The sequence below is a fragment of the Hymenobacter sp. genome (genome assembly GCF_036387835.1).
Taxonomy (GTDB): Bacteria; Bacteroidota; Bacteroidia; order Cytophagales; family Hymenobacteraceae; genus Hymenobacter.
This window is the reverse complement of the sequence record NZ_DASVSY010000105.1, coordinates 41,957-66,180: the sequence shown is the minus strand read 5'-3', so window position 1 is coordinate 66,180 and position 24,224 is coordinate 41,957. Positions and strand designations below refer to the sequence as shown.

The 24,224-nt window shown below is 52.3% G+C and carries 18 protein-coding genes; all 18 read left to right on the top strand.

Translation table 11 applies throughout. From position 1 onward, the window contains the following. The first annotated feature begins 135 nt into the window (after positions 1–135). The 18 genes from VF639_RS20090 (at position 136) to VF639_RS20005 (ending at position 24,177) form a co-directional block, all read left to right on the top strand. Positions 136–3,174: a TAT-variant-translocated molybdopterin oxidoreductase gene (locus tag VF639_RS20090; protein WP_331147727.1), complete on the top strand. Its 3,039-nt coding sequence runs from the start codon at positions 136–138 to the stop codon at positions 3,172–3,174. A gap of 105 nt (positions 3,175–3,279) precedes the next feature. Beyond that, the gene (nrfD, locus tag VF639_RS20085; RefSeq protein WP_245119260.1) at positions 3,280–4,737 is read left to right on the top strand and encodes an NrfD/PsrC family molybdoenzyme membrane anchor subunit; all 1,458 of its coding nucleotides are present in this window, start codon (positions 3,280–3,282) and stop codon (positions 4,735–4,737) included. Then, positions 4,730–5,254 carry a DUF3341 domain-containing protein gene (locus tag VF639_RS20080; protein ID WP_331147726.1) on the top strand — a complete coding sequence of 175 codons (525 nt, stop codon included), beginning with the start codon at positions 4,730–4,732 and terminating at the stop codon, positions 5,252–5,254. Before nrfD ends, VF639_RS20080 begins: the two co-directional genes overlap by 8 nt. Beyond that, positions 5,254–6,018, top strand: coding sequence for a c-type cytochrome (locus tag VF639_RS20075; RefSeq protein WP_331147725.1), 765 nt, complete (start codon positions 5,254–5,256; stop codon positions 6,016–6,018). Before VF639_RS20080 ends, VF639_RS20075 begins: the two co-directional genes overlap by 1 nt. After that, the gene (locus VF639_RS20070) at positions 6,018–7,343 is read left to right on the top strand and encodes a quinol:cytochrome C oxidoreductase (RefSeq protein ID WP_331147724.1); all 1,326 of its coding nucleotides are present in this window, start codon (positions 6,018–6,020) and stop codon (positions 7,341–7,343) included. Before VF639_RS20075 ends, VF639_RS20070 begins: the two co-directional genes overlap by 1 nt. 98 nt (positions 7,344–7,441) lie before the next feature. Next, positions 7,442–8,503: a cytochrome c oxidase subunit II gene (locus tag VF639_RS20065; protein WP_331147723.1), complete on the top strand. Its 1,062-nt coding sequence runs from the start codon at positions 7,442–7,444 to the stop codon at positions 8,501–8,503. A 71-nt stretch (positions 8,504–8,574) separates the two neighbouring features. Then, positions 8,575–10,389 carry a cytochrome c oxidase subunit I gene (locus VF639_RS20060; protein ID WP_331147805.1) on the top strand — a complete coding sequence of 605 codons (1,815 nt, stop codon included), beginning with the start codon at positions 8,575–8,577 and terminating at the stop codon, positions 10,387–10,389. A 162-nt stretch (positions 10,390–10,551) separates the two neighbouring features. Then, positions 10,552–11,637, top strand: a complete 1,086-nt coding sequence (locus VF639_RS20055; RefSeq protein WP_331147722.1) for a COX15/CtaA family protein — start codon at positions 10,552–10,554, stop codon at positions 11,635–11,637. Between the two features lie 52 nt (positions 11,638–11,689). Further along, positions 11,690–12,541, top strand: coding sequence for a heme o synthase (cyoE, locus tag VF639_RS20050; protein ID WP_331147804.1), 852 nt, complete (start codon positions 11,690–11,692; stop codon positions 12,539–12,541). A 104-nt stretch (positions 12,542–12,645) separates the two neighbouring features. Beyond that, entirely contained in the window at positions 12,646–13,239 is a 594-nt protein-coding gene (locus VF639_RS20045; protein WP_331147721.1) for a cytochrome c oxidase subunit 3, read from the top strand. Positions 13,240–13,260: 21 nt separating this feature from the next. Further along, positions 13,261–14,040, top strand: coding sequence for a cytochrome c oxidase subunit 3 (locus VF639_RS20040; RefSeq protein WP_331147720.1), 780 nt, complete (start codon positions 13,261–13,263; stop codon positions 14,038–14,040). A gap of 79 nt (positions 14,041–14,119) precedes the next feature. Continuing rightward, positions 14,120–14,461: a cytochrome C oxidase subunit IV family protein gene (locus VF639_RS20035; RefSeq protein ID WP_331147719.1), complete on the top strand. Its 342-nt coding sequence runs from the start codon at positions 14,120–14,122 to the stop codon at positions 14,459–14,461. Positions 14,462–14,498: 37 nt separating this feature from the next. Next, complete coding sequence (locus VF639_RS20030; RefSeq protein ID WP_331147718.1) at positions 14,499–15,131, top strand: SCO family protein; 633 nt, start codon at positions 14,499–14,501, stop codon at positions 15,129–15,131. Further along, positions 15,115–15,678 carry a DUF420 domain-containing protein gene (locus tag VF639_RS20025; protein WP_331147717.1) on the top strand — a complete coding sequence of 188 codons (564 nt, stop codon included), beginning with the start codon at positions 15,115–15,117 and terminating at the stop codon, positions 15,676–15,678. Before VF639_RS20030 ends, VF639_RS20025 begins: the two co-directional genes overlap by 17 nt. 39 nt (positions 15,679–15,717) lie before the next feature. Then, on the top strand, positions 15,718–15,978 hold the full coding sequence (locus tag VF639_RS20020) for a hypothetical protein (protein WP_331147716.1): 261 nt from the start codon (positions 15,718–15,720) through the stop codon (positions 15,976–15,978). 111 nt (positions 15,979–16,089) lie between these two features. Then, positions 16,090–16,377 carry a DUF983 domain-containing protein gene (locus VF639_RS20015; RefSeq protein ID WP_331147715.1) on the top strand — a complete coding sequence of 96 codons (288 nt, stop codon included), beginning with the start codon at positions 16,090–16,092 and terminating at the stop codon, positions 16,375–16,377. 102 nt (positions 16,378–16,479) lie between these two features. Next, on the top strand, positions 16,480–20,217 hold the full coding sequence (locus tag VF639_RS20010; RefSeq protein ID WP_331147714.1) for a sensor histidine kinase: 3,738 nt from the start codon (positions 16,480–16,482) through the stop codon (positions 20,215–20,217). Between the two features lie 165 nt (positions 20,218–20,382). Next, positions 20,383–24,177 carry a hypothetical protein gene (locus VF639_RS20005; RefSeq protein ID WP_331147713.1) on the top strand — a complete coding sequence of 1,265 codons (3,795 nt, stop codon included), beginning with the start codon at positions 20,383–20,385 and terminating at the stop codon, positions 24,175–24,177. Positions 24,178–24,224 lie beyond the last annotated feature (47 nt).

The window sequence follows — 24,224 nt, the reverse complement described above, 5'->3', positions numbered from 1 at the left end:
TGATCGAGCCAACCAGATTACACCTTATGTAGTCTGGTTGGCTCCTAAATCGAAAGCTCTTATAACAAGCCTTAAAACTTGGGAGAATCGCGGAGTCACGCTCCAACTGCCCAAGACCCTAAGTCCCCATAACAAATGCAAGAATCGCCCAAGTACTGGAAGGGAATTGAGGAATTAGAGAACTCGCCGGAGTTCGTGAAAAACGCGTTCAGCGAATTCACGGACTACCTGCCCGTAAAAGAATCGCATGCGTCTTCGGACGCCTCCGCAGCACCACGCCGCGACTTTTTGAAGTTGATGGGTTTCGGTATTGCAGCCGCCACGTTGGCTAGCTGCGAGGCTCCCGTTCGGAAAGCTATTCCTTATTTAAATAAGCCTGAGGAAGTAGATCCAGGCATTGCCAACTTCTACGCTTCCACTTATTTCAATGGCACCGATTACAATAGCGTATTGGTAAAGACCCGCGAGGGACGGCCAATCAAGTTGGAAGGTAATCCAGAATCACCCGTAACCCGTGGTGGTTTGTCGGCACGGGCGCAAGCATCTGTGCTGAACCTATACGATAAGGCACGCCTGCAACACTTTGCTATCAAGGGTCGGGTCGCTGAGAAGGACCAAGTAGACCAAGAAATTCGCACCAAGCTGTCTGCAGCTAAAGGTCGGATTGCTATTGTTTCGCCAACTATCATCAGCCCATCCACTAAAAAGGTTATTGCTGATTTTGCTGCCCGTTACCCTAACACGGAGCACGTCATGTATGATGCCAACTCGCAGTCAGCATTGCTGCGGGCAAACGGTGGCGTACTGCCTGCTTTCGATTTCAGCAAGGCAGACGTTATCGTAAGCTTAGGAGCTGATTTCTTAGGTACCTGGATTTCACCAGTTGAATTCGCGCCTCAATACATCACTAACCGTAAGGTTTCGAGCGAAAGACGGCGCATGTCGCGTCACTTCCAGTTCGAGACGATGATGACGCTAACGGGTGCTAACGCCGACATCCGTGTGCCCATCAAGCCTTCGGAAATGGGTGCTACCACGCTGGCACTCTATAACGAGATTGTAGGTGGGAGCAGCAACAGCACCAACAAGCAGCTAAAGCAGGCTGCTGCTGAACTGAAAGCAGCACGGGGCCGTAGCCTTGTGGTATCAGGTTCAAATGACGTAGCTGTTCAAACTCTGGTAGCTGCTATCAACCAAAACTTAGGAAACGTCGGTACATCCATCGACTTGACGACTCCTTCATTGATGCGTCAGGGTGATGATGCTCGGATGCTGCGTTTGGTCAATGACATGAATGCAGGCACTGTAGGAGCCGTAATCTTCTACAACGCCAACCCTGCCTACGATCATCCTTTAGCTGAAAAAGTAAAAAGCGGCATCGCCAAGGTGCCCGTGAGCATTTCGCTTAATGATCGGTTAGACGAAACTGGCTCTTTGTGCTACTATGCTTGCCCAGACCACAACTACCTCGAGTCGTGGAACGACTACGAGCCAAGACGTGGCTACTTGAGCTTGGCGCAGCCAGCTATTTCACCGCTCTTCGGAACCCGTCAAGCGCAAGACAGCCTACTCGTGTGGGCTGGCAATCCGCTGACATACTATAACTATCTGCGCAACTCTTGGCGTGGTGTGTTGACCGGTGACTTCCAGAAAGCTTGGGATAAAGCAGTGCACGATGGCGTGGCAGTAGGAACACTGTCTGCTGCAACGCAGGGGCAGGTGGCGCCAGCCTTGGACGTTAACCAAGCTATTTCCGCTATATCAGGTGCTCGTAAGTCCAACGGTGTTGAGCTGTGCCTGTATGAGAAAGTAGGTATCGGTCCGGGTAGCTGCGAGTCGAACAACCCATGGCTGCAAGAGCTGCCTGATCCAGTATCGAAAGCTACTTGGGGCAACTACGTAGCTGTTCCACGTGATATGGCTTTGGCCAATAAGTGGGAGCAGAACGACGTACTTAAAGTAACTGCTAACGGAAAATCAATTGAGCTTCCGGTGCTGATACAGCCAGGCCAGGCCAGGGGTACTGTAAGCATTGCCATTGGTTACGGCCGTTCAAAGGTTGGCCGGGTTGGTGACAAAGTCGGAGCCAATGCTTATCCATTCGTGGTAGTTGGTCCTGACAATGGGCTCATCTACAACAGCGAGGTGAAGCTGGAAAAAACTGACGCTACCGCCCCCATTGCCCAGACGCAGACCCACCATACCATCATGGACCGGAAGTCTGTGGTGCAGGAGGCCACTTTGGCTCAGTACATTAAAAACCCGAAAGAGGTAACGGAGTACGAAACCATTTCCACGCCGGAAGGACCGCAGAAGCCAAACAAGGTTTCTCTGTGGCAAGACTACGAGTATAAGAATCACCACTGGGGAATGTCTATTGACCTCAACTCCTGCATCGGCTGCGGCTCGTGTGTGATTGGGTGCCAAGTAGAGAACAACATTGCTGTTGTGGGTAAGCAGGAGGTGATTAACCGTCGCGAAATGCACTGGTTGCGTATCGACCGTTACTACAGTTCAGATGCCCACAAGGAGGATTTCGAAACAAAAGGTAAGCTAGCTACCTATGCGGCCATGGAGGATCCTTCGGAGAATCCGTCGGTTATCTTCCAGCCGATGCTTTGCCAGCATTGCAACCACGCGCCATGCGAAACGGTGTGCCCGGTACTTGCTACGACGCACAGCTCTGAAGGTCTCAACCAGATGACCTACAACCGTTGCGTAGGAACCCGCTATTGCGCCAACAACTGCCCTTACAAGGTTCGTCGTTTCAACTGGTTCTCGTACTACTCGAACGAGAAGTTCGAGGATGTAAACAACCACATGTTCTCGGATCTAGGCCGCATGGTATTAAATCCAGACGTGACGGTGCGGGCTCGGGGTGTGATGGAGAAGTGCAGCTTCTGCGTGCAGCGTATCCAACTTGCTAAGCTGGACGCTAAAAAGCAAAAGCGCCGTCCGAAGGACGGAGAAGTGGTAACTGCTTGCGCTCAGTCTTGCCCTACGCAGGCTATTACCTTCGGTGACTTGCGTGACCCAAACACCCGCGTTGCGCAAATATGGCGTCGGGAAGATGGTGAGCGTGCTTTTAAAGTGATTGATTCTATCAACACGCAGCCAAACATCACGTACCTGACTAAGATTCGTAACAGAGATAAGTCGGATTTCAACGCCTAAGCTAGAATTGGGGTCTCAGAGACTTGGACCTCGGATTTCATATTAGGCTATGAGGAGAAGAAGTCCAGTTCCTGAGTTTCTAAACCCTACTAAACCAATAAACATATGCAGCACGTATCGCCTGTACGGGAGCCGCTCGTAACCGGGGGGAAAACGTACCACGACGTCACACAAGATATTTGCCGCCAGGTAGAGGCTAAACCCAACATTCGTTGGATGGCGGCTTTAAGCGTGGCGCTTTTCTTCCTCGGGATTTTCCTCTACTCTGTGTATCGTACCCTTTGGTACGGCATTGGAGAGTGGGGTCTTAACAAAACGGTCGGCTGGGCCTGGGACATCACCAACTTCGTGTGGTGGGTAGGTATCGGTCACGCTGGCACGCTGATTTCGGCTGTACTGCTGCTGTTCCGTCAGAAGTGGCGCTCGTCCATCAACCGTGCGGCCGAGGCAATGACCATCTTCGCCGTAATCTGTGCCGCTATGTTCCCTGTGCTGCACATGGGACGTCCGTGGTTGGCTTATTGGGTGTTCCCTTTCCAGAATACGTTCGGTTCGTTGTGGGTTAACTTCAACTCGCCGCTGCTCTGGGACGTTTTCGCCATCTCGACCTACTTCACTGTATCGCTGGTATTCTGGTATACAGGTCTGGTTCCAGACTTCGCTACTATCCGTGACCGGGCCAAGGGTCCAATTGCCAAAGTAGCTTACTCTTTGCTGAGCTTCGGCTGGAAAGGTTCGGCCAAACACTGGTCGCGTTACGAAACAGTATCGCTGATCTTGGCAGGTGTTTCCACTCCGCTGGTGCTTTCGGTACACACTATCGTATCAATGGACTTTGCTACCTCGGTTGTACCGGGTTGGCACACCACCATCTTCCCGCCTTATTTCGTTGCTGGTGCTATCTTCTCCGGCTTCGCCATGGTACTCACACTGATGCTTATCACGCGGGTAGTGTTCAAGCTGGAAGACTATATTACGTTGGAGCACATTGCCCTCATGAACAAAATCATGATGGTGACAGGCTCTATCGTAGGGGTTGCTTACATCACGGAGTTCTTCATTGCTTGGTACTCGCAGGTTGAGTTCGAGCAATATGCTTTCATCAACCGGGCTACTGGTCCTTACTGGTGGGCTTATGCTTCCATGATGACCTGCAACGTAATTACTCCTCAGTTGGTGTGGTTCCGCCGGGTTCGTTATAGCATTCCGCTGACGTTTATCTTGTCGATCATTGTGAACATCGGTATGTGGTTTGAGCGTTTCGTAATTATCGTAACCTCGCTACACCGTGACTACCTGCCATCGAGTTGGGTTATGTTCTCGCCTTCCATTATCGACATCGGTATTTATGTAGGTACGTTGGGCTTGTTCTTCACATTGTTCCTGCTTTTCGCCAAGTTCTTCCCTGTAGTGAACATGGCCGAGGTAAAGACTATCCTGAAATATACTGTCGACAATGGTCCAACTTACACTGGTATCCATGGTCACAGCGAGCAAGCTCACCAACCTGCCACTCACGGTGTTCCGGCTTCGGCGCCCGTAAACTACAACAAGCATGAGTAAGCGCTTTGCCCTCGGCATCTTTGAAGACGAGGACGTGCTATTGCACGCTATTGAAAATGTCCGGGAAGCGGGCATTAAGATCTACGAGGTGTTTTCTCCCTTCCCCGTGCACGGCATCGATGATGCGCTAGGGATACAACGCTCTCGATTGCCCATTGCTGCGTTCTTTCTAGGCATGACAGGTTTGTCATTTGCCCTGTGGATGCAGATTTATATGCTAGGCTTCGACTGGCCAATGATCATTGGTGGTAAGCCTCACATTGCATTGCCGGCCTTCATTCCCGTGGCTTTCGAATTGACAGTTTTTTTCACCTGTCACGGGATGGTTATCACTTTCTATACGATTAGTAGCCTGTATCCGCGCTGGAAAACGCCAGTGCTAGACGTTCGGGCTACTGACGACAAGTTTGTGATGGCTATTGAAATGAACGAGAAAACTGACTTGAACCGTCTGACACAGCTGCTGCGCGCTAACGGCGCTTCAGAGGTGAATGAGAAAGAAATGTCTAAATTCTAATGACGCATTCGCTGAAACTAGGTCTGCAAGCGTCAGCTCTTCTGTTGGCTTCGGTGTTCTCTACCGGGTGCAACCGTGCTGACGACCCCGGCCTCGAGTACGCTCCGGAAATGTATTATCCTATTCCGTACGAGCCGTTGAAGCAGTTGAACACCAATACGGTTAATCCTTTAGGGATTAACGAGCGTACGCCGGTGGTCGGAACTGTACCTCTAGGTAAGCTAAACTATTACTCGCATATCCCGAAGGATAGCATAGGTATTGCCGAGCGCACGCTCAAGAATCCTGTTGCTTATACCAAGGAAAACCTACAGGAAGGACAGACGCTTTACACGCGTAACTGCCAACACTGCCATGGTGAGCAAGGCGATGGCCAAGGGCCGGTTGCCGCTAAGTTCAAAGGTGTTCCGGCTTATTCAGCTGGGGCTTACAAAACCATGAACGACGGCCATATCTACCACGTGATTCAATGGGGTAAGGGTCGCATGATGCCGCACGGCTCACAGGTTGCTCCTGACGAACGGTGGAGAATTGCTATGTATGTGCGCATGTTGCAGCAAGGCAAAGGCCCGGATGGTATGAATGATTTCTTGAAAGCGAGAGGCCAAAGTGCTGGTACTACATCGGAATCAACCGATGGTCAAAACCAAGCTCCTGTTCAGGAAGCACAAGCTGATAAAGAATCAGTAACCCCTGGACAAGGCGGCGTAGAAGCACGAAACGGAACCAATCTCCCAAGCGAAACGGCTAAACCGCAGAATTAATGGCAACTCTGACGCATCAAGAGAGCATAACGGCGGAATACCTTCAGGTTCCGCCTAGCACCCGCAAGAGGTTCATCACTATTATAATTGCTGGCGTAGTTCTGCTGGTAATAGGCCTGATATTGGCTGCTTTTGGTGTAGGCGAAGCAGCGCACGAAGGTGCTGCCGCTGCTCATGGCGCCACCTCTGCTGGTCACGAGGGCACGGCCCATCATGGTAGCCCTATTTGGTTGAAGCGCTTACTCGTGAGCTTATGGCACAACAACGTGTTCTTCACGGGAGTATCGGTGATTGGTACGGTGTTTATGGCCATTCAGTACGTGGCTTACGCTGGCTGGTCGGTCCTGATCAAGCGTGTTAACGAGGCCTTGAGTGCTTGGGTGCTGCCTGGTGGTATTTTGCTGGTTTTGCTTTTCGGGCTCAACCTCATCAACAATGATATTTTCCATTGGACGTTGCCAGGCATCATGACCAAAGGCAGTGCTACCTATGACCCTATCATTGCTGGCAAGTCGGGGTTTCTTACCATTCCTTTCTACCTAATTCGCACCATTTCCTACATTACAATCTGGGTGGTGTTCACCAACAAGTTGCGGACGTTGTCATTGCAGGAAGATTTGAATGGAGGCACAGAATACTTCCACAAGAGCATTACCGCATCGGCGCTCTTCTTGGTGTTATTCGCTGTTACCTCTTCTATGGCTGCCTGGGACTGGGTGATGTCTATCGACACGCACTGGTTCTCCACTATGTTTGGGTGGTACGTTTTTGCTTCCTGGTGGGTGTCAGGTATTGCTGCTACTACCTTGTGCGTGATCCTGTTGAAGCAGGCTGGTTATCTGAACTTCATTCGGCCTGATCATTTGCATGACTTAGGTAAGTTCATGTTCGGTTTCAGCATATTCTGGACGTACATATGGTTCTCGCAGTTCATGTTGATCTGGTACGCCAACCTGCCTGAAGAAGCAGTGTACTTCAACCAGCGTCTTGGGGGCTTCAATGGTCAATACACTTGGCTGTTCTTTTTCAACCTGCTGATCAATTTCGCCTTCCCCTTCTTGGTGCTGATGACGCGCGATGCTAAACGCCAGATGATCATGTTGAAGATTGTTTGTATCGCCATTCTAGTAGGCCACTGGTTTGACTTTTATTTAATGATCATGCCGGCAACTATGCAAGCCAATAACGGGTTTGTAATAGAGTTCGGGGTTGCACTTGTGTTCTTGGGAAGCTTCCTGCTGTTAATGACCAAGCGTCTTGCTCAGGCTTCTTTGGTTCCAGTGCACCATCCGTTCCTGGATGAAAGCGTTCATCATACCACCTAAATTTTAGAGACAAGATTGTGGAGCTTAAAGCTTGGATTATTTGTTTAGTCTAAGTGGGCAAGCTCTAGGCTCTAAGTTTCTCTTCTAATCTTTACAGAATGACTGCTCTTGGTATTTTGTTGGTGCTGGCATTGGTACTGGTCGTATTTGGCCTGCTATTTCGTCTCCAGATTCTGACTTCAATTTTTTCTGGTAGCTCAGCTCGTGAATTCGGCACTAGCAACCGTGTGAACGGGATACTGATGCTGGTGTTCCTAATAGTAGGTGGTGCTGCCTTCGCTTGGTCGTTTGGTGACAACTACGACAAGATGAACCCGCCTATTGCTTCGGTGCACGGCCATGCAACTGAGCGGATGTTCTGGATTACGATGATTGTCATCGGGTTGGTATTTGTGCTGACGCAGGTTTTGCTGTTTGTATACTCTTATAAGTACCAACATCAGGAAGGCCGCCGCGCTTATTTCTTCCCGCACAACAACAAAATTGAGATTATCTGGACGGTGATTCCCGCCATCGTGATGGCCGCGCTGGTATTCGCTGGCTGGAAAGAGTGGACCCGTATTACGGGTCCGGCTCCGAAAGATTCAGTGGTATTAGAGGTGATGGGCAAGCAGTTCAACTGGTTGGTGCGCTACCCTGGCCGTGATATGAAGCTAGGCGTCGTGAACTATCGTTTGATTGATGCTACCAACGAATTTGGGTTTGATCTTTCAGATAAGGCAGGTCTTGACGACTTTGTGCCTGGTGAGATACATGTTCCTAAGGGTCACCCTGTGTTGCTGAAAATTCGCTCGCGCGACGTGCTACACGCTGTATACATGCCGCACTTCCGGGTGCAGATGTATGCCGTGCCTGGTATGCCAACTAAGTTCTGGTTTACCCCAACCAAGTCTACGGACGAGATGCGTGCTCAGCTAGGCAATCCAAAGTTCAACTATGAGCTTGCCTGCAATCAGATCTGCGGCCGCGGCCACTTCGCCATGAAGTTTACCATCGTGGTGGATGAGCCAGATGATTATGTCGCTTGGTATGCTCAGCAAAAGTCTTTCTCCGAACAGAATCCAGATGTATTGGCTTCTTTCAAACAGAAGGAAGAGAAGCTGGTTGTAAAGAAGGCAGCTGCTGCGGTGGCTATACCTGCTACCAAAGCTTCGCTATAATTTCACTTAGTTAATCGCAAGCTCCTTATATGGCTGCTAATCTTCCAAATCAGGTGCAAGTGGGTATCGGGATGTCCGAGCCACAGACCACCCATCATGAGCATGAGCTCCATGATGATCATCACCATGATCAGCACTGGCTGTTTCGGTACGTGTTCAGCACCGACCACAAGGTAATTGCCAAGCAGTTCCTCATTACGGGTATCTTCTGGGCAATCTTGGGTGGTACTTTGTCTAGCTTGTTCCGTTTGCAGCTAGGCTGGCCCGAGTCGACAATGGCTTGGCTGACGCCGGTACTAGGGAAATGGGTGGAGGCTGGTAAGCTGAATCCTGAATTTTACCTGGCGCTGGTTACCATGCACGGCACCATCATGGTGTTCTTCGTGCTGACGGCGGGCCTGTCTGGTACTTTCTCCAACTTTCTGATTCCGCTGCAAGTCGGGGCCCGCGACATGGCCTCGGGCTTTATGAACATGCTCTCGTACTGGTTTTTCTTTACCTCGAGTGTTATCATGTTCGTGTCTATCTTCTTGGAGACAGGACCTGCTTCTGCTGGTTGGACCATTTACCCACCGCTGAGCGCCTTAAAGCAGGCTATCCCCGGCTCTGGTATGGGTATGACCATGTGGCTGGTGTCGATGGCACTGTTTATCATTTCGCAGCTTTTGGGCGGCGTGAACTACATCACCACGGTTATCAACCTGCGCACCCGCGGCATGAGCATGGGCAAGCTGCCGCTTACTATCTGGGCGTTCTTCTTGACGGCCATCCTGGGGCTACTGGCGTTTCCGGTGCTGTTTTCGGCGGCGCTGCTGCTCATCTTCGACCGCAGCTTCGGCACGAGCTTCTTCTTATCCGACATCTACATTGCCGGGCAGGCCTTGCCCAACACGGGCGGCTCGCCGATTCTGTTCCAGCACTTGTTCTGGTTCCTGGGTCACCCTGAGGTGTACATCGTCATTATGCCCGCCATGGGTATGGTATCCGAAATTCTGGCTACTAACTCTCGTAAGCCTATCTTCGGCTACCGGGCTATGATTGGTTCACTCCTCGGTATTTCCTTGTTGTCTTTCGTTGTGTGGGCTCACCACATGTTCGTGACGGGGATGAACCCGTTCCTGGGCTCGGTGTTCATGTTCCTGACGCTCATTATTGCCGTGCCCTCGGCGGTAAAGACCTTCAACTGGCTGGCGACGCTCTGGCGCGGCAATATCCGCTTCACTTCAGCTATGTTGTTCTCCATTGGCTTCGTGTCGCTGTTTATCTCAGGTGGTTTGACCGGTATTATCCTTGGTAACGCTGCTCTGGACATTCAGATGCACAACACCTACTTTGTGGTAGCTCACTTCCACCTAGTAATGGGTAGCTCGGCTTTCTTCGGCTTGTTTGCCGGGGTGTACCACTGGTTCCCGAAGATGTTCGGACGCATGATGGATGAGAAGCTTGGCTACATCCACTTCTGGTTGACCTTCTTAGGTGTTTACTTGGTGTTCTTGCCTATGCACTACATCGGTATTGCCGGTTTCCCGCGTCGTTATTATGCATGGACGGGTTTCGAGATGTTCAGCCAGTTTGCTGACCTCAACAAGTTCATCTCGGTTGCCGCTATCCTAGCGTTCTTCGCACAATTTGTGTTCATCTTCAACTTCTTCTATAGCATCTTCCGCGGTCGTCGTGCCACCGAAAACCCATGGCGCTCGACTACGCTGGAGTGGACTACCCCGGTAGTACCTGGCCACGGCAACTGGCCCGGCGAAATTCCCGCCGTTTACCGTTGGCCCTATGACTATAGCAAGCCTGGTTCAGAGGAAGACTTTATTCCGCAGAACGTGCCTTACTCGAAAACGCAGTCTTCGAACTTGCCTTACGAGAGCGAAAACGAGTAGTAGCCGCTTGGCAAATAACCCCGAAACGGGCCGCTGTACTTACGGCGGCCCGTTTTGTTTTAGGGTGCTCATAAACAGCTAAGCTGTTTAACCGAAAATCGGACACCAAAAGGGGAGTTCAACTGTTACTTCTTTGTCCACCTTAGCAACAAGAAATCCTACATGACTCAACCTGCTTTTGTACGCCGCTTTCGGTTTTTTGGCATCCTGACTGTGGTTTCTGTGTACTTGCTGATTCTTGTGGGTGGCATCGTTCGAAGCACAGGATCCGGAATGGGATGCCCCGATTGGCCGAAGTGCTTTGGCACGTGGGTTCCTCCAACACAAGCTAGTGAGTTGCCTGTTGGCTACAAGGAGATATACACTGCGCAGCGAGTAGCTAAAAACCAGAAGTTGGCCAAAACTTTGGAGCGGCTTGGTTTCAAGCAGGTAGCCGGTCAAATATTTGCGCATCCTACCCAATTCATTGAGACTGACTTTAATGCCACTAAAACTTGGATCGAGTACCTGAACCGGTTATTGGGCGCTTTGATTGGAGTATTTATTTTTCTGACGGTAGTGTTAGCTCTGCCTTACTGGCGGCGTGACCGCACCGTGTTTTGGTTGGCTTTTGCGGCCTTCTTGCTTACTGGCTTTCAGGGCTGGCTGGGGTCCTTGGTAGTATCTACTAACCTGTTGCCCGAGCTTGTAACAGTGCACATGGCGCTTGCTTTGCTCATTGTAGCTATGTTAATCTATGCCGTTGACCGCTCACAGCAGGAGCGAACGGCGGTAGCGGCTAATTCTGAGGGCCTTCCTAAGCGGCTGATTCCGCTTCTATGGCTGACTGCTCTTTTCACTTTCGGGCAGATAGTGCTGGGTACTCAAGTTCGTGAGCAGGTAGACGTAGTTGCTACTGCAGCCAATTACTTGGGTCGGGCCGAATGGGTAGAGCAGCTAGGCAATATCTTCAAAGTGCACCGCTCTTTCTCTTTGATCCTGCTGGTTCTGAATGTGTACGTAGCGTACCAGTTGTATCAGACTCGTAACTCTCAATTGCAACGACTAGCAACTGTTACAATGGGTTTATTGGCAATGGAGATAATAGCAGGGGTGACTCTGGCCTATTTGGCGTTGCCGGCCACCGTCCAGCCCGTGCATCTGACGGTTGCTACGGTTCTATTCGGGGCACAGTTCCTAACTATTATCCGGTATGCTCGCCAAGCTAAAACGCAACCAAAGACCACTTATGCAAGCGTTGTTGCGTAACTTTGCGGCCCGGTTCGAAGACTATTCGCCGGTTGCGTTGTTTTACCCACTGATGACCAAAGCCAGGGCATATTTTCAGTTACTAAAATTCCGGTTGTCGTTGACGGTAGCCTTCTCAAGCGCTATCGGCTATCTACTTGGAGTCCAGGCTTTCGATTGGGGTAGGGCACTACTGGTGATGGTAGGAGGGCTAGCGGTGACAGGCGCAGCCAATACTATCAATCAGATCTACGAGATTGATCTGGACAAGCTAATGAAGCGGACGGCCAATCGGCCGTTACCGCAAGGTGTTCTGAGTATCACCGAGGCATGGGTGTTTACTGTTCTGATGGGGGTAGCAGGCTTGGCAATAATGTCTTATTGCTTTAACCCACTCGCGGCAGCGCTGTCATTGATTTCGCTTATCCTCTACGGCTTCATCTACACGCCCCTCAAGACGATTTCGCCGGTGTGTGTGGCAGTAGGAGCCATTCCGGGTGGTATGCCTCCTCTTATTGGCTATGTAGCCGCTACGGGCGTGCTAGGGCCAGAGGCGTGGGTGCTTTTTGGTATCCAGTTTATGTGGCAGTTTCCGCACTTCTGGGCTATTGCCTGGGTGTTAGACGACGACTATAAGGCGGCTGGATTCAAGATGCTGCCCTCCCCCGGGCGAAAAGATCTACGCACGGCTTTTCAAATCATGACCTACACGCTGCTGCTCATCCCGCTGAGTTTGCTGCCATTGCAGTTCAACATGGCCGGTAAAACCTCAGCTCTTATTGCCGTGCTCTGCGGTGTGCTGTTCCTGATGCAAACGCTCTATCTGATGCGCACTTGCACCAAGAAGGCGGCCATGCGAATCATGTTCGGTTCTTTCTTATACTTACCCATCGTGCAAATTGCGTTGGTTCTGGATAAGATGTGAGTCAAGAAAAAACAGTTGAGATGTAGCGATAATGCAAACTACATTTCAATTGTAAGTGTTTCTTAATAAGCTGAGCGTCGCTCAAAACCATATAATCTTCTGCCATGCATTCCTCTGAATTAGAGATTCTTAAAGACCGGGAGCCCGCCATTGGAACCCATCCGTTGCGCGTGCTGCTCTGGCTCATGATGGTAAGCAGCACTATGATATTTGCTGCGTATACCAGCGCTTACATTGTGCGGCGCGAAGAAGGCAACTGGCTGGAGTTCGACTTGCCCCATAGCCTGCTTTATACCAGCATCATCATTGCCTTAAGCAGCGCCAGTATTCAGTGGGCTTATGCCTCGGCGCGCAAAGACGAGCTGCGCCGCGTGCAGACGGGCATCCTCATCACTTTCGTACTTGGCCTCGTATTTTTGATAGGGCAGTGGAATGTGTGGGTTGAACTCGTACGCAACAAGATTCACTTCGGCGGCGTTGATGCTAATCCGTCGGGTTCGTTTCTGTATGTGCTGATGGGGGTACACGCTTTTCACTTGATTACGGGGTTGATTTTTTTGCTGCGCGTACTACGCAAAAGCTTTAAGTATCAAGTGCATTCGCGGCAAATGCTTTCTATTGGCAACGTGACCATCTATTGGCACTTCCTCGGCGGGCTTTGGTTGTACTTGTATTTGTTCCTACTTTTGAACCACTAGTCTCGTCTTACCCCGCACGCTATGTCCACCATCATCTCGACGCAGCCCCAAACCACTGCCTCCTCCGCCACTGATCGGCCACGGAGCGGCAACTGGGACGGTGGCAACGAACCCTTCAAAGCTAGCTATGGCAAGCTAATGATGTGGTTCTTCCTGCTGTCGGACGCTTTCACGTTCGCTGCTTTCCTAACCACATATGGCCTGATCCGCCACCGTTATCCTGCTTTCGACGCGGCGGCCGGCAAAGCTTTCGAGTTTTCGACGGCCTATTGGCCTGTGCCGGATAAAGTGTTCAATGCCTTTCCTGGCTTGCACGGCGTAGATCTGCCGCTGGCTTTCGTGGCCTTGATGACGATGATTCTCATTTTCAGCTCTGTAACGATGGTACTAGCCGTAGAAGCTGGTCACCGGATGGACAAGCAGGACGTGCAGAAGTGGATGTTGTGGACCATCCTGTTTGGCGCTACTTTCCTTGCTTCTCAGGCCTGGGAGTGGAGCCACTTTATTGGTGGCCATGAGGAGGGTACTTTGATGGCCGATGGGTCTGTGTTCCACGGAGCTAACTTGGCGCAGAATCAATACGGTCCGGTACTTTTTGCCGATTTGTTTTTCTTCATCACTGGATTTCACGGTACTCACGTTTTTTCGGGCGTGTGTCTGTTGGTGTATTGCTTTATTGCTACTACCAACGATACGTTTCACAAACGGGGGCATTACGAGATGATAGAAAAAGTAGGCTTGTACTGGCACTTTGTAGACCTTGTGTGGGTGTTCGTTTTCACCTTCTTCTACCTCGTTTAATTGCTGCATGATTGATTGCTGAAAGCAGATTGCCTAACAATCAACAACTCAGCAGTCAACAATCAACTACTCATACCAAATGGCTAATCACGCAAACACCGAACCGGTACCCGCTGGGGAGATTCCAAAGCCCAATGTAGGCTGGATCTGGAAGACCTTTTTTGTTTTAGTTGGTATCACTGCTCTAGAGTTCGTGTTCGTATTCCTGATGAATCCGGGTACTCTTCGCAATTCCATCTTCATCATCCTCACCATCTTCAAGGCTTTCTTTATTGTGGCCGAGTTCATGCACTTGAAGCATGAGGTAAAAGCGCTTATCTGGACTATTCTCATCCCGATGGCGTTGCTCGTCTGGTTGCTGATTGCTCTGGTTTCGGAAGGCACTTACAGCGGCCAAGCTATCCAGAACGCTTTCAACTAAGTACATGCGGCCCAAACACGTCCTGTTGTTGGGCCTTATGTTGTTGGTCCCGGTACTGGCTTTCGTGTTTCTCTACACGTTCGGTGCCAACCGTTTCGCGCTGCCTACTTTCCTGCCTGACCGGGTCGATTCGACGCTGGTAGCCGGAAAGTGGCAGCGCGATACTGTTTTTCATAGGGTAGCTGATTTTCAGTTGGCTTCGCAGTCGGGCCGCTTGATTTCGCAAAAAGACCTTGGCGACGGTTTGTACATCGCCAATTTCTTTTTTGCTACCTGCCCAGGGGCCTGCCCGCGCATGAACAGCCAAATGGCGCGAGTACAAGAGAAGTTCCGGCACGAACCGCGGGTAAAATTGGTTTCCTATACGGTGGACCCCGTCCACGATTCGGTGGCAGTGCTTGGCCGCTATGCTGAGCAGTATGGTGCTATTGCTGGAAAATGGTTTTTCCTGACTGGTGACAAAACGGCTCTTTATCGGTTAGCTACTGAGGAGTTTCGGCTGCCAGCCCCTAGTGGGGTGGCTCCCGGCATTGTGCACAGCCAAAACTTGTACCTCGTAGACCGTGATAAGCGCGTGCGCGGCATCTACGACGGGACCAAGGCCAAAGACGTGGATCGCCTCATGACGGAAATCAACGTGCTACTCTACACCTATGACCACAGTCAGTAAGCCGGCCCTTAAGCCCGACAACGGCAGTTACACCAAGTACAAAGTATTAGCAGCAGCGCTTGGGACCATCATTCCAGTAGCAGTAGCTATTCTGCACTACTTCCCCAATACCTTTCGCATAGAAGGGGCACAGGTAAAAATGCTGCCTGCTGTAAATGCCGTACTGAATTCTCTTACGGCTGTGTTGCTGGTAGCTGGGTATTACTTTATCCGGCAGAAGAATGTAATTCGGCACCGTACCATGATGGGGCTGGCCTTCCTGATGGGCTCGTTTTTTCTGGTATCGTACGTGGTCTACCACTCACAAGTGCCTAGCACCAAATTCGGTGGCGTTGGCCTGATTAGAAGCGTGTATTACTTCTTTCTGCTCACGCACATCACGTTGGCGGCCGTAACGGTGGCGTTGGTGCTGTTTACGCTCTACTTTGCTCTTACGCAGCAATTTGCCAAGCACCGGCGCATTGCCCGCTGGACCTTCCCGATTTGGTTGTACGTATCCGTAACGGGCGTGATTGTGTATTTCATGATTTCGCCTTACTACACTTAAGTAAGGAAACTTTGCCTGCTCCCTGTTGTTGGAAATAGTATGAAGAAGCTAGTAGTAAAGTCGTTTTTTGCAGTGGTACTTGGTCTGCTGTTTAGCTTAGCTCCCTTAGCGGCCAATGCGCAGTGCTCTATGTGCAAAACGCAAGTAGAAGCATCTCGCACGGAAAAGGATGGATACGATTTTTCGGGCTTGAACAAGGGTATCTTGTACATGGCGGCCATTCCGTACCTGTTGATGGGGGCCGTTGGCTATTTCTGGTATCGCAACACCCACCCGCGGAGCAAGGCGACCAGCGAATAAATGGCCGCTGTCGATTCTGCGCTGTTGTCCATGGTGGCTCAGAAATGTCCACGATGCCATCAGGGGCCGCTTTTCAAACATTCGGCTTGGAACCTGCGCAGGTTCGATGAAATGTATGAGGATTGCGTGGCTTGTGGTCAGTACTACGAGCCGGAGGTAGGCTTTTACTGGGGGGCTATGTACATCAGTTATGGCTTTTCCACAGGCATAGTCTTCTTTACCGGGGTGCTACTCTACTACTTGGCCAACGATCCACCTGTGTGGGTATATGTGACGGCAGTAGCTACGATTGTGGTGTTGATGACACCCTTGCTCTTTCGTTACGCACGGGTAGTGATGCTGTACTTCTTTGGCGGTATTCGCTATAATCCGAACCTGCTAGATAGGCCACCTTCGTAATAATGCTATTTCATTGAAAATAGGAAATGCCGCCATTTGGCGGCATTTTTGTTGGGTGGCGGTTGCTGCGGAGCAACACGCTACCGCTTTACTGTTTGTCGTTTGAAGCTTTTCCGGTTTTCGCCGCTGGCTTTGTTGCTAGCCGCTTTTATTTGTTTCGTTGGCGCTTACCTGGGCAACCACTATGGCCAAGCGTCCGGCGTGGTGTTGCGTACGGATGCGGCACGGTTGCAGCAGTTGGTGATGGAGGCGGAAACTGGGGCAGAGCAAGAAGCTGCTGCCGTAGCCACACAGGTACAGGAAGGTAAGCTAACTTTTCAGACCCTAGTAGAACAGACCACTTATCCTTGCTTCATATTTCGGGGCGGTCAGCTGCTGTACTGGTCTGATAATATGGTGCGGCCAAACCGCTCCAATGCTCAGCAGGATTTCCACGAGAAACTGGTAGTCATGCAATTTGGGCGTTACCTAGCCTTACGGCACGTGGCCGGCCCGTACGTGGTGATTACTTACATTCCGCTTGAAGAGAGCTATGGTATTAGCAACCGCTACTTGGGTGAAGGTGCCGAGAGAGCACTGTTTCGGGGACTCAACTTACGGCTAGTAGCTGATGGCGGACGTTCTAAGCTGCCTAAGCTGTATTCCAACGAGGGCAACTACCTTTTTTCGTTGGAGAGCCTGCAACCTAACCCCGTAACGGTTAAGTATCTGCCACTTGCTTTAATGCTTCTAGGGCTTGGCTTATATATAACAGCTTGGCTAGTATTAGCGCGAAGGCTGTTTCGGGTGCGGCGGGTGCTAGAGAGTGCAGCGGCAGTGGTACTGCCCTTGACTGCCTTGCGGGCGGCACTCTTGCACTTCGAGCTGCCCTTTTCTTTTATCGAGCTTTCGCTTTTCAACCCGCGGGTATACGCCGCTTCCTGGCTTTCTCCCTCGCTCGGCGACTTACTGATTAATGCCCTGCTGCTAACAGTTACTGCCGGGTATGGGCTGCTGCTTTTTCAACGCTACCAAGTAGTTCAGTGGCCTGCACGAGTAACGTCACTACCGAAGCGGGTAGTGTTGGGAGCGGCCTTGGTATTCAGCTTTTTTGGACTGCTGGAGCTGCTTTTTACGTTCTACTCCAATAGCTTCAACAATTCCCAAATTATAGTTGATGTAACCCAGGACATATCCGTTTCTGGATTCAAAGCCTTGCTTTGCCTGGCTATCGTGTTGCATACAGGAGCATATTTGGCGGGCTTCTACGCCTTGGCACAGTTGTTTGAAGCTACTGTGCGATTCGAAACCCGGCAATTGGGCGTCATAGCACTCGGCCTGAGTGCGTTAGTAATTCTGCCGTTGGGAGTGGCGCTAACACAGGTTGATTTAGTGCTGCTTGGAATTACACTGCTGTTTTTCTTTTTCCTGCGGCTTACCACTTTGCGAAGTGTGGCTGCCATGATACCCTATCAGACCTATTTGTTTTTGTTTCTGATGCTTAGCATTAGCTCGGCTGTGGGAGCACTAGCCCTATTTGAGCACTTTGACAGGCAATTGGTCCTTAATAAGCAGAGTTTGGCGGGCAACTTATTGTTGGAAAATGATTTGCAGGGGGAAGTTTTGCTGAACGAGCGCGGGCAGGAAATGGCTGCTGACCATTCCTTGCGCACCCTAATTCTGCGGACTATGCTTCCCGTCACCGCGCTAAATGCAGAAATAGTGCGCCAGCGAATTGTGAAGCACTACCTGCGCGATTACTTCGACAAGTACGAAATTGCAGTTTCACTTTTCAACCCGGCTGGCAAGCCGATAGGAAGGGAGCCGGGAGCGGAAACGTTGCCCGAGATGCGCACGCGCCTGTTGCGCTCAGCCACGCGTACCGATCAACTTAATCTGTTTCTGGTGCGGGGCAGCAATTCGTTTAGCACCCGGCGCTACGTCGACTTCATAACCGTGCCGACCGCTAAAGGCAGCGCTACCGTGCTGCTAGAGCTTACCCTGAAAAAGCTAACTACTTACAGTGTAGTACCAGAACTACTAGTAGACCAGAAGTTTTTCCAACCAGGCTTAGGAGCTGATTTAAGTTATGCTGGTTACGAAAACGACCAGTTGGTGTATAGCGAAGGGGACTATGACTACGTGAACCGGCTCACGCCTGACCTCTATAAGAACCCGCGCTTGTACCAGGGGGGGCTTGTCTTAGGGCGGTTTCATCATTTTGCTATGCGCGACGAAACGCAGCAGCGAACCGTGGTGGTAACCACCGCCACGTATGGCTTTGGCGACTGGTTGTCGAACTTCTCGTTTCTATTTTTGCTTCACGCCTTCTTTGTGCTGATTTGCAGTGGCCTTTACCTGCTGGGGCAAGGGGCTTATCTGGATGTGTTCCGCACCAACTTCAGCACCAAGATTCAGCTCTTTCTGAACCTTGGCATTATGCTGCCCCTGGTAGTGGTGAGCGTGGCCACCATCAGCCAAGTGAAAAGCTCCTACCAACGCGACCTGCGGCGCACTTATGAGCGCCGCGGCCGGGCCGTACAAGACAACCTACTCGAAAATAGTCGCCTGCTGGCCGACTCAGCAAGCCGAACCGACCTTCTGGCCTTGGCCGACAACGTGTCGGCTCTCACTGAAACCGACCTCAACCTCTACGATTCGCATGGTATCCTGCTGGTGAGCAGTCAGCCAATCATCTTCGAGTCCGGCCTGTTGGGGACGCTGATGAATCCGCAGGCGGTAGCCGGCTTGAAAGAGCAGGTGAAGCCTCGGGTGCTGCTGGAGGAAAGAGCCGGCTCGTTGTCATTCAACACGTTGTATCTGCCCTTGCGGGCCGCCGCCGACGCCGACGAGCGCGCTAGTGCCGTGCTCGGCTACGTGGGTATTCCCTTTTTCGACTCCGAAAAAGACCTCGACAACAAGCTGGTTGACTTGGTGGCCATCATCCTGAACACGTTCACGGTGATGTTCATTCTGTTTCTGGTGCTGGCCTTTGTTGCTTCCCGAGTGCTTACCAACCCCCTTAAGCTGCTCACCGAAAAGCTAAAGCAAACCACGCTCACTGGCCAGAACGAGATGCTCGATTACCAATCCAACGACGAAATTGGGCTGCTGGTGCGCGAGTACAATACCATGCTGCTAAAGCTAGAGCAAAGCAAGCAGGAACTGGCGGTGCAAGAGAAGGAAGCCGCCTGGCGAGAAATGGCCCGACAAGTGGCGCACGAAATCAAGAACCCGCTCACGCCCATGAAGCTAAGTTTGCAGTTCTTGCAGCGCGCCATTCAGGATAACCGTCCCAACATCAACGAGCTAATAGGCAAGGTGTCTCAAACGCTCATCACGCAGGTTGATGTTTTGACGGACATTGCCACGTCCTTTTCCAACTTCACCAACCTGCCGGCTATGCGCCCGGCCCGGCTGGACGTGGTGGAAGTGGTGCGCCGTTGCGTAGAGTTGCACCAAGGCAGCCGTCCCGACGCGCACATCTGCTTGTTGCTGCCCGTTGGAGAGGAGCCGGTGATGGTGTTTGCCGACGAAAACCTGTTGGTGCGGACCTTCAACAATCTATTAATCAACGCCCTGCAAGCGGTGCCCGAAGAACGGTCCCCGGTGATTGAAGTATGTCTGCAGATTCAATCAGAAGGACGAGTACGCGTTGGTATCAAGGATAATGGAGCGGGCATTCCGGCGGATGTGCGCAAAAAGGTGTTTGTGCCCAATTTCACCACAAAAATTACTGGTTCGGGCATCGGGTTGGCGGTAGCCAAGCGCGGCATTGAAAGTGCCGGCGGCAGCATCTGGTTTGAGACGCAGGAAGGAACCGGCACCATTTTCTACATCGAGTTGCCATTAGCGGGATAAGCTGGTTTAAAGCCGCAAGCTTTAAGTAGCAAGCCGGAAGCTGTTCGTCGAATATTCGCTTGCAGCTTAAAGCTTGCCACTCAAAGGGTACAGCTTAACAATGGGCACGAATAAGGTGGCCTTATGCGTTGTTGAGGCTGTTATCTTTGTATTTATTTGCCTTCAATGATCAGCAGTTTTACGCCCCGCTTTCTGCGCTTTTGGCTGCTGCTGACTTGTATGCTTGGCACGGCCACTTCGTGGGCCCAACAACGCCCTGAATTGCCGCCCAATACGCGCCGCTGCGTATGGGTGCACCTTGTTCCCGACCAAGACCTAACTGAATTCACGCTGCCCGATACGCTAACCGTAGTACCAGCATCCGTCAGTATCAGCGGCCGCGCCGTAGCCTACGACTCCCGAACCGACCGCTACCGCTACAGCCAAACCCGCCGCGTACCATCCCCCGACCCTGGCCAGCCCGATATTGTGTTGCCCGGTTTGGATTCGGTACTCGTGTGCTACCGGGTGCTACCAGTGCGGCTGGCAGCCCCGCAGTTTCGCCGTCCGCGCGGCCTGCTCGACAGCCTGGATTTTCCGCGCCGCACATTTGGCGTGCAGGATTTCACTGTGAAAGAACAGATTTTGAGCACGCCCGGTATCAACAAAACCGGCACGCTAGCCCGCGGCATCAGCTTCGGCAATGCGCAAAACGTGTTTGTCAATTCCTCGCTCAACTTGCAGCTCGAAGGCAAGCTTACCGATAACATCAACCTGACCGCTGCCATCAGCGACCAGAGCGTCCCGTTTCAGCCCGAGGGCAACACGCAGCAGCTCCAGGAATTCGATCGTATTTACATCACGCTTACCAGCCAGCGGTGGAATTTGACGGCCGGCGACGTGGTGCTGCGCAACAAGCCCGATTACTTTCTGCGGTTCTACAAGAATGTGCAAGGCGCAGCTTTGGAAGTGAATTTGGGACAGCCGGGGGCGGGCCTTAGCGGTTTCAGCACCCCCCAACTGACGCCGTTACCCAATTATCCCGGCATCAATCCCGGAACGTATTCCACAACAACCATCACCAACGGAGGGCAGACACCCGCGCTGAGCCCAGGTGCGGCGCCTGCGAACATACTTCCTACTGCGCCGGGCCAGGTATTGCCATCCGGAACCGCGCCTGCCGGAGTGGTGTCGGGGACGGCTAGCACGGTAGAGCAGGGGCGGCACGGGCCAATTCGGTCTTCCACCACCGTAGCGGGCGGAGTGGCCAAAGGCAAATTCGCCAGTATCGACGTAACGCCCATCGAGAATGTGCAGGGCCCCTACCGTTTGCGCGGGCCCAACGGCGAGCAATTTATTATTGTGTTGGCGAATTCAGAGCGAGTGTATCTCGATGGCCGATTGATGACCCGGGGCTTCGACAACGACTACGTTATCGACTACAACCAGTCGGAAGTTACGTTTTCGCCTCAGCACCTTATCACCAACAATTCGCGCATCAAGATTGACTTCGAGTACTCCGATTTCAACTACGCTCGGTCTCTGTACTCGGCCAGTCACTACCAGCAACTAGGCCGGCTGTCGGTGCACGGCAACTTCTACCGCGAAGCCGATAATCCTGATAACTCGCCCAACCTATTGTTATCAGACTCGGACCGTACGGCATTGCGGGATTTAAGCGAAAACGCCGCCCAGGCGAGCGTAGCTGGTGGGCAAGTAAGTAAGTTCAACCGGCAGCAGGTGCAGTATACCCGCGACGTGCGGGTAGTAGACGGGCAGCAAGTGGAAGTGTACACCTATCTGACGGATTCATTGCGGCAGGCCTACAATGTGCGCTTTACCGACGTTGGCCCGGGCAGCGGCGACTACCGGCTGAGCTTGGCCAATGCCAGCGCTAATGGGCGGGTGTATGAATACGCGGGGCCTAAGCAGGGTAACTACCAGCCAATCCGGTTGCTGCCTGCCCCTCTGCAAAAGCAGATTATTTCAACTGGTGCGAGCTACCAGGTGGATGCTAATTCAACAGTCTTTGTGGACCTGGCTTCTTCCGAGCTTGATTTGAACCGTTTTTCACCAGAGTCGGACAAGGGACAGGCCATGCGGGTTGGCTACGTGATACAAGACCGCAAACTGCCCGGCTTAGGCTTTCTGAAGGACTATCGTTTCCGTAGCGCCCTGGATTACGAGTACACCAGCCCGGAATTTGCGCCTATTGACCGCTATCGGGATATTGAATTTGACCGTAACTGGAGCACCGCCAGTACGGTGCAAGGCAACGCTACGCGGCGCGAGGCCCGGGCCGACAACATTTTGAACTTTGCGGTAGGCGCCGCCAAAGACGCCGACAATGCTGTCAACTACCGCCTGAGCCGGCGGTTCCGCGCGGGCGAAGCCGAGGGCTTGCAGCACTGGCTGGATGCGGCCCGGCAGGTAGGTGGGGTGCAGCTGCGGGGAAGCTTGTTTCTGCTGAACTCGAAGGCGGGCACCAGCAAATCGGAATGGGCGCGGGGCGAAGCTGCCGCTCGCTACGTGCGGGGCCCCGTAATACCCGGCTACGCCTACCGCTTCGATAAAAACCGAGTGGCTTCGCCCTCCGGGGATTCCACGCTGCTTTCAACGGCTAACTACTTCGATGAGCACAACGTGTTCATTCAAAGCCATGATTCAGCTAAAACCCGGTTCCGTGCCGACTACACGTATCGGCGCGACCAGGCACCTAACCTAAACCAGAATGAATTGCAACGCCGGGGTACTGCCCAAACCTGGCAGGGCACCATGGCCACCCGCATTGGCAAAAGCCAGGACCTGGCCGTGCTGGCTACCTACCGCGACCTAGCCGCCCGCGACAGTGCCCGCCAGCGTACTATTCTCACCAAACTCGACTGGAACGCTAGCCTGCTGCAAAACCAGGTGCGGTCGGAGCTAAGCTACTCGGTGGCCACGGGCCGCGAATTGCGGCGCGACTACTCGTTTCTGGCGGTTCCCAACGGGCAAGGCACGCACTACTTCCAGGATGTGAATGGTGACGGTATCGAGCAGAAAGAGGAATTCTTTGAAGCACCGACCCCCGATGCCGTGTACCGGACCCACATCAAAGTATACCTGCCCACCGACGACTACATCATTGCTTTCACCAACCGCTTCAGCTACCGCCTCAGCACAGCCGCCCCGCGCGCTTGGCGCGACGGGGGCGGTTGGCGCCAAGCTGCCGCCCGCTTCTCGACCATCAGCACCATTACGCTGGACCGTCGCACCACCGATAAAAGCCTCTCGTCGCGTCTGAACCCGTTTGCTTTCCAAACTGAAGACGCTATGTTGCTTTCGCTGAACAAGCTGTTGCGCAACACGCTTTACTTCAACCGCTCCAACCCTATTTTTGGCGCGGAACTGACGGTGCAGCAAACGCAACAGAAGGTATTGCTCTCCCAAGGCTCAGATATCCGCAATTTGGCCGCGCAGAGCGTGTTGCTGCGCCGCACGTTGGCACAGTCGTTCACGGGCCGGCTCAATACCAGCCGTACGATCCGCCAAAACAACTCCACCTACCTTGCCGACCGTAATTTCCGGCTTCTGATCTACGAAATAGCCCCCGAAATCAGCTACCAGCCCAACGGTACATTGCGTTTTACGGGTACTTACCTACGCACCAACAAAGACAACACCACTCCCATTAGGCCGGAAGCGGAGGCCCGTGGTACTTTCGATGAGCTAGGTATCGAAACCCGCGTGAGCCAGGTTAGTAAGCGTACTATCACGGCAAGCACTCGTTACGTCAGCGTAGATTTTAAAGGAGACCCTAACTCAGTGGTGGGCCTGGAAATTTTGAATGCCCTGCGCAATGGCAGCAATTTCACTTGGAACCTGAACGTAGAGCAGCGCCTCAGTAACGGCTTGAATCTAAACCTCGCCTACGACGGCCGTAAAGCCAACGGCCTGAATGTGGTCCACACCGGCCGGATGCAGGTGTCGGTGCTGTTCTAGCGGGTAAGGACAGTAAGTGGTAGTAAACAGCAACAAAAAGCCTTGCC

What these genes read in the sequence shown, in the direction of transcription:
- VF639_RS20090 (WP_331147727.1), top strand. Translation starts at nt 136, where the DNA reads ATGCAAGAATCGCCCAAGTACTGGAAGGGAATTGAGGAATTAGAGAAC.
- nrfD (WP_245119260.1), top strand. Translation starts at nt 3,280, where the DNA reads ATGCAGCACGTATCGCCTGTACGGGAGCCGCTCGTAACCGGGGGGAAA.
- VF639_RS20080 (WP_331147726.1), top strand. Translation starts at nt 4,730, where the DNA reads ATGAGTAAGCGCTTTGCCCTCGGCATCTTTGAAGACGAGGACGTGCTA.
- VF639_RS20075 (WP_331147725.1), top strand. Translation starts at nt 5,254, where the DNA reads ATGACGCATTCGCTGAAACTAGGTCTGCAAGCGTCAGCTCTTCTGTTG.
- VF639_RS20070 (WP_331147724.1), top strand. Translation starts at nt 6,018, where the DNA reads ATGGCAACTCTGACGCATCAAGAGAGCATAACGGCGGAATACCTTCAG.
- VF639_RS20065 (WP_331147723.1), top strand. Translation starts at nt 7,442, where the DNA reads ATGACTGCTCTTGGTATTTTGTTGGTGCTGGCATTGGTACTGGTCGTA.
- VF639_RS20060 (WP_331147805.1), top strand. Translation starts at nt 8,575, where the DNA reads ATGTCCGAGCCACAGACCACCCATCATGAGCATGAGCTCCATGATGAT.
- VF639_RS20055 (WP_331147722.1), top strand. Translation starts at nt 10,552, where the DNA reads ATGACTCAACCTGCTTTTGTACGCCGCTTTCGGTTTTTTGGCATCCTG.
- cyoE (WP_331147804.1), top strand. Translation starts at nt 11,690, where the DNA reads ATGACCAAAGCCAGGGCATATTTTCAGTTACTAAAATTCCGGTTGTCG.
- VF639_RS20045 (WP_331147721.1), top strand. Translation starts at nt 12,646, where the DNA reads ATGCATTCCTCTGAATTAGAGATTCTTAAAGACCGGGAGCCCGCCATT.
- VF639_RS20040 (WP_331147720.1), top strand. Translation starts at nt 13,261, where the DNA reads ATGTCCACCATCATCTCGACGCAGCCCCAAACCACTGCCTCCTCCGCC.
- VF639_RS20035 (WP_331147719.1), top strand. Translation starts at nt 14,120, where the DNA reads ATGGCTAATCACGCAAACACCGAACCGGTACCCGCTGGGGAGATTCCA.
- VF639_RS20030 (WP_331147718.1), top strand. Translation starts at nt 14,499, where the DNA reads ATGTTGTTGGTCCCGGTACTGGCTTTCGTGTTTCTCTACACGTTCGGT.
- VF639_RS20025 (WP_331147717.1), top strand. Translation starts at nt 15,115, where the DNA reads ATGACCACAGTCAGTAAGCCGGCCCTTAAGCCCGACAACGGCAGTTAC.
- VF639_RS20020 (WP_331147716.1), top strand. Translation starts at nt 15,718, where the DNA reads ATGAAGAAGCTAGTAGTAAAGTCGTTTTTTGCAGTGGTACTTGGTCTG.
- VF639_RS20015 (WP_331147715.1), top strand. Translation starts at nt 16,090, where the DNA reads ATGTATGAGGATTGCGTGGCTTGTGGTCAGTACTACGAGCCGGAGGTA.
- VF639_RS20005 (WP_331147713.1), top strand. Translation starts at nt 20,383, where the DNA reads ATGATCAGCAGTTTTACGCCCCGCTTTCTGCGCTTTTGGCTGCTGCTG.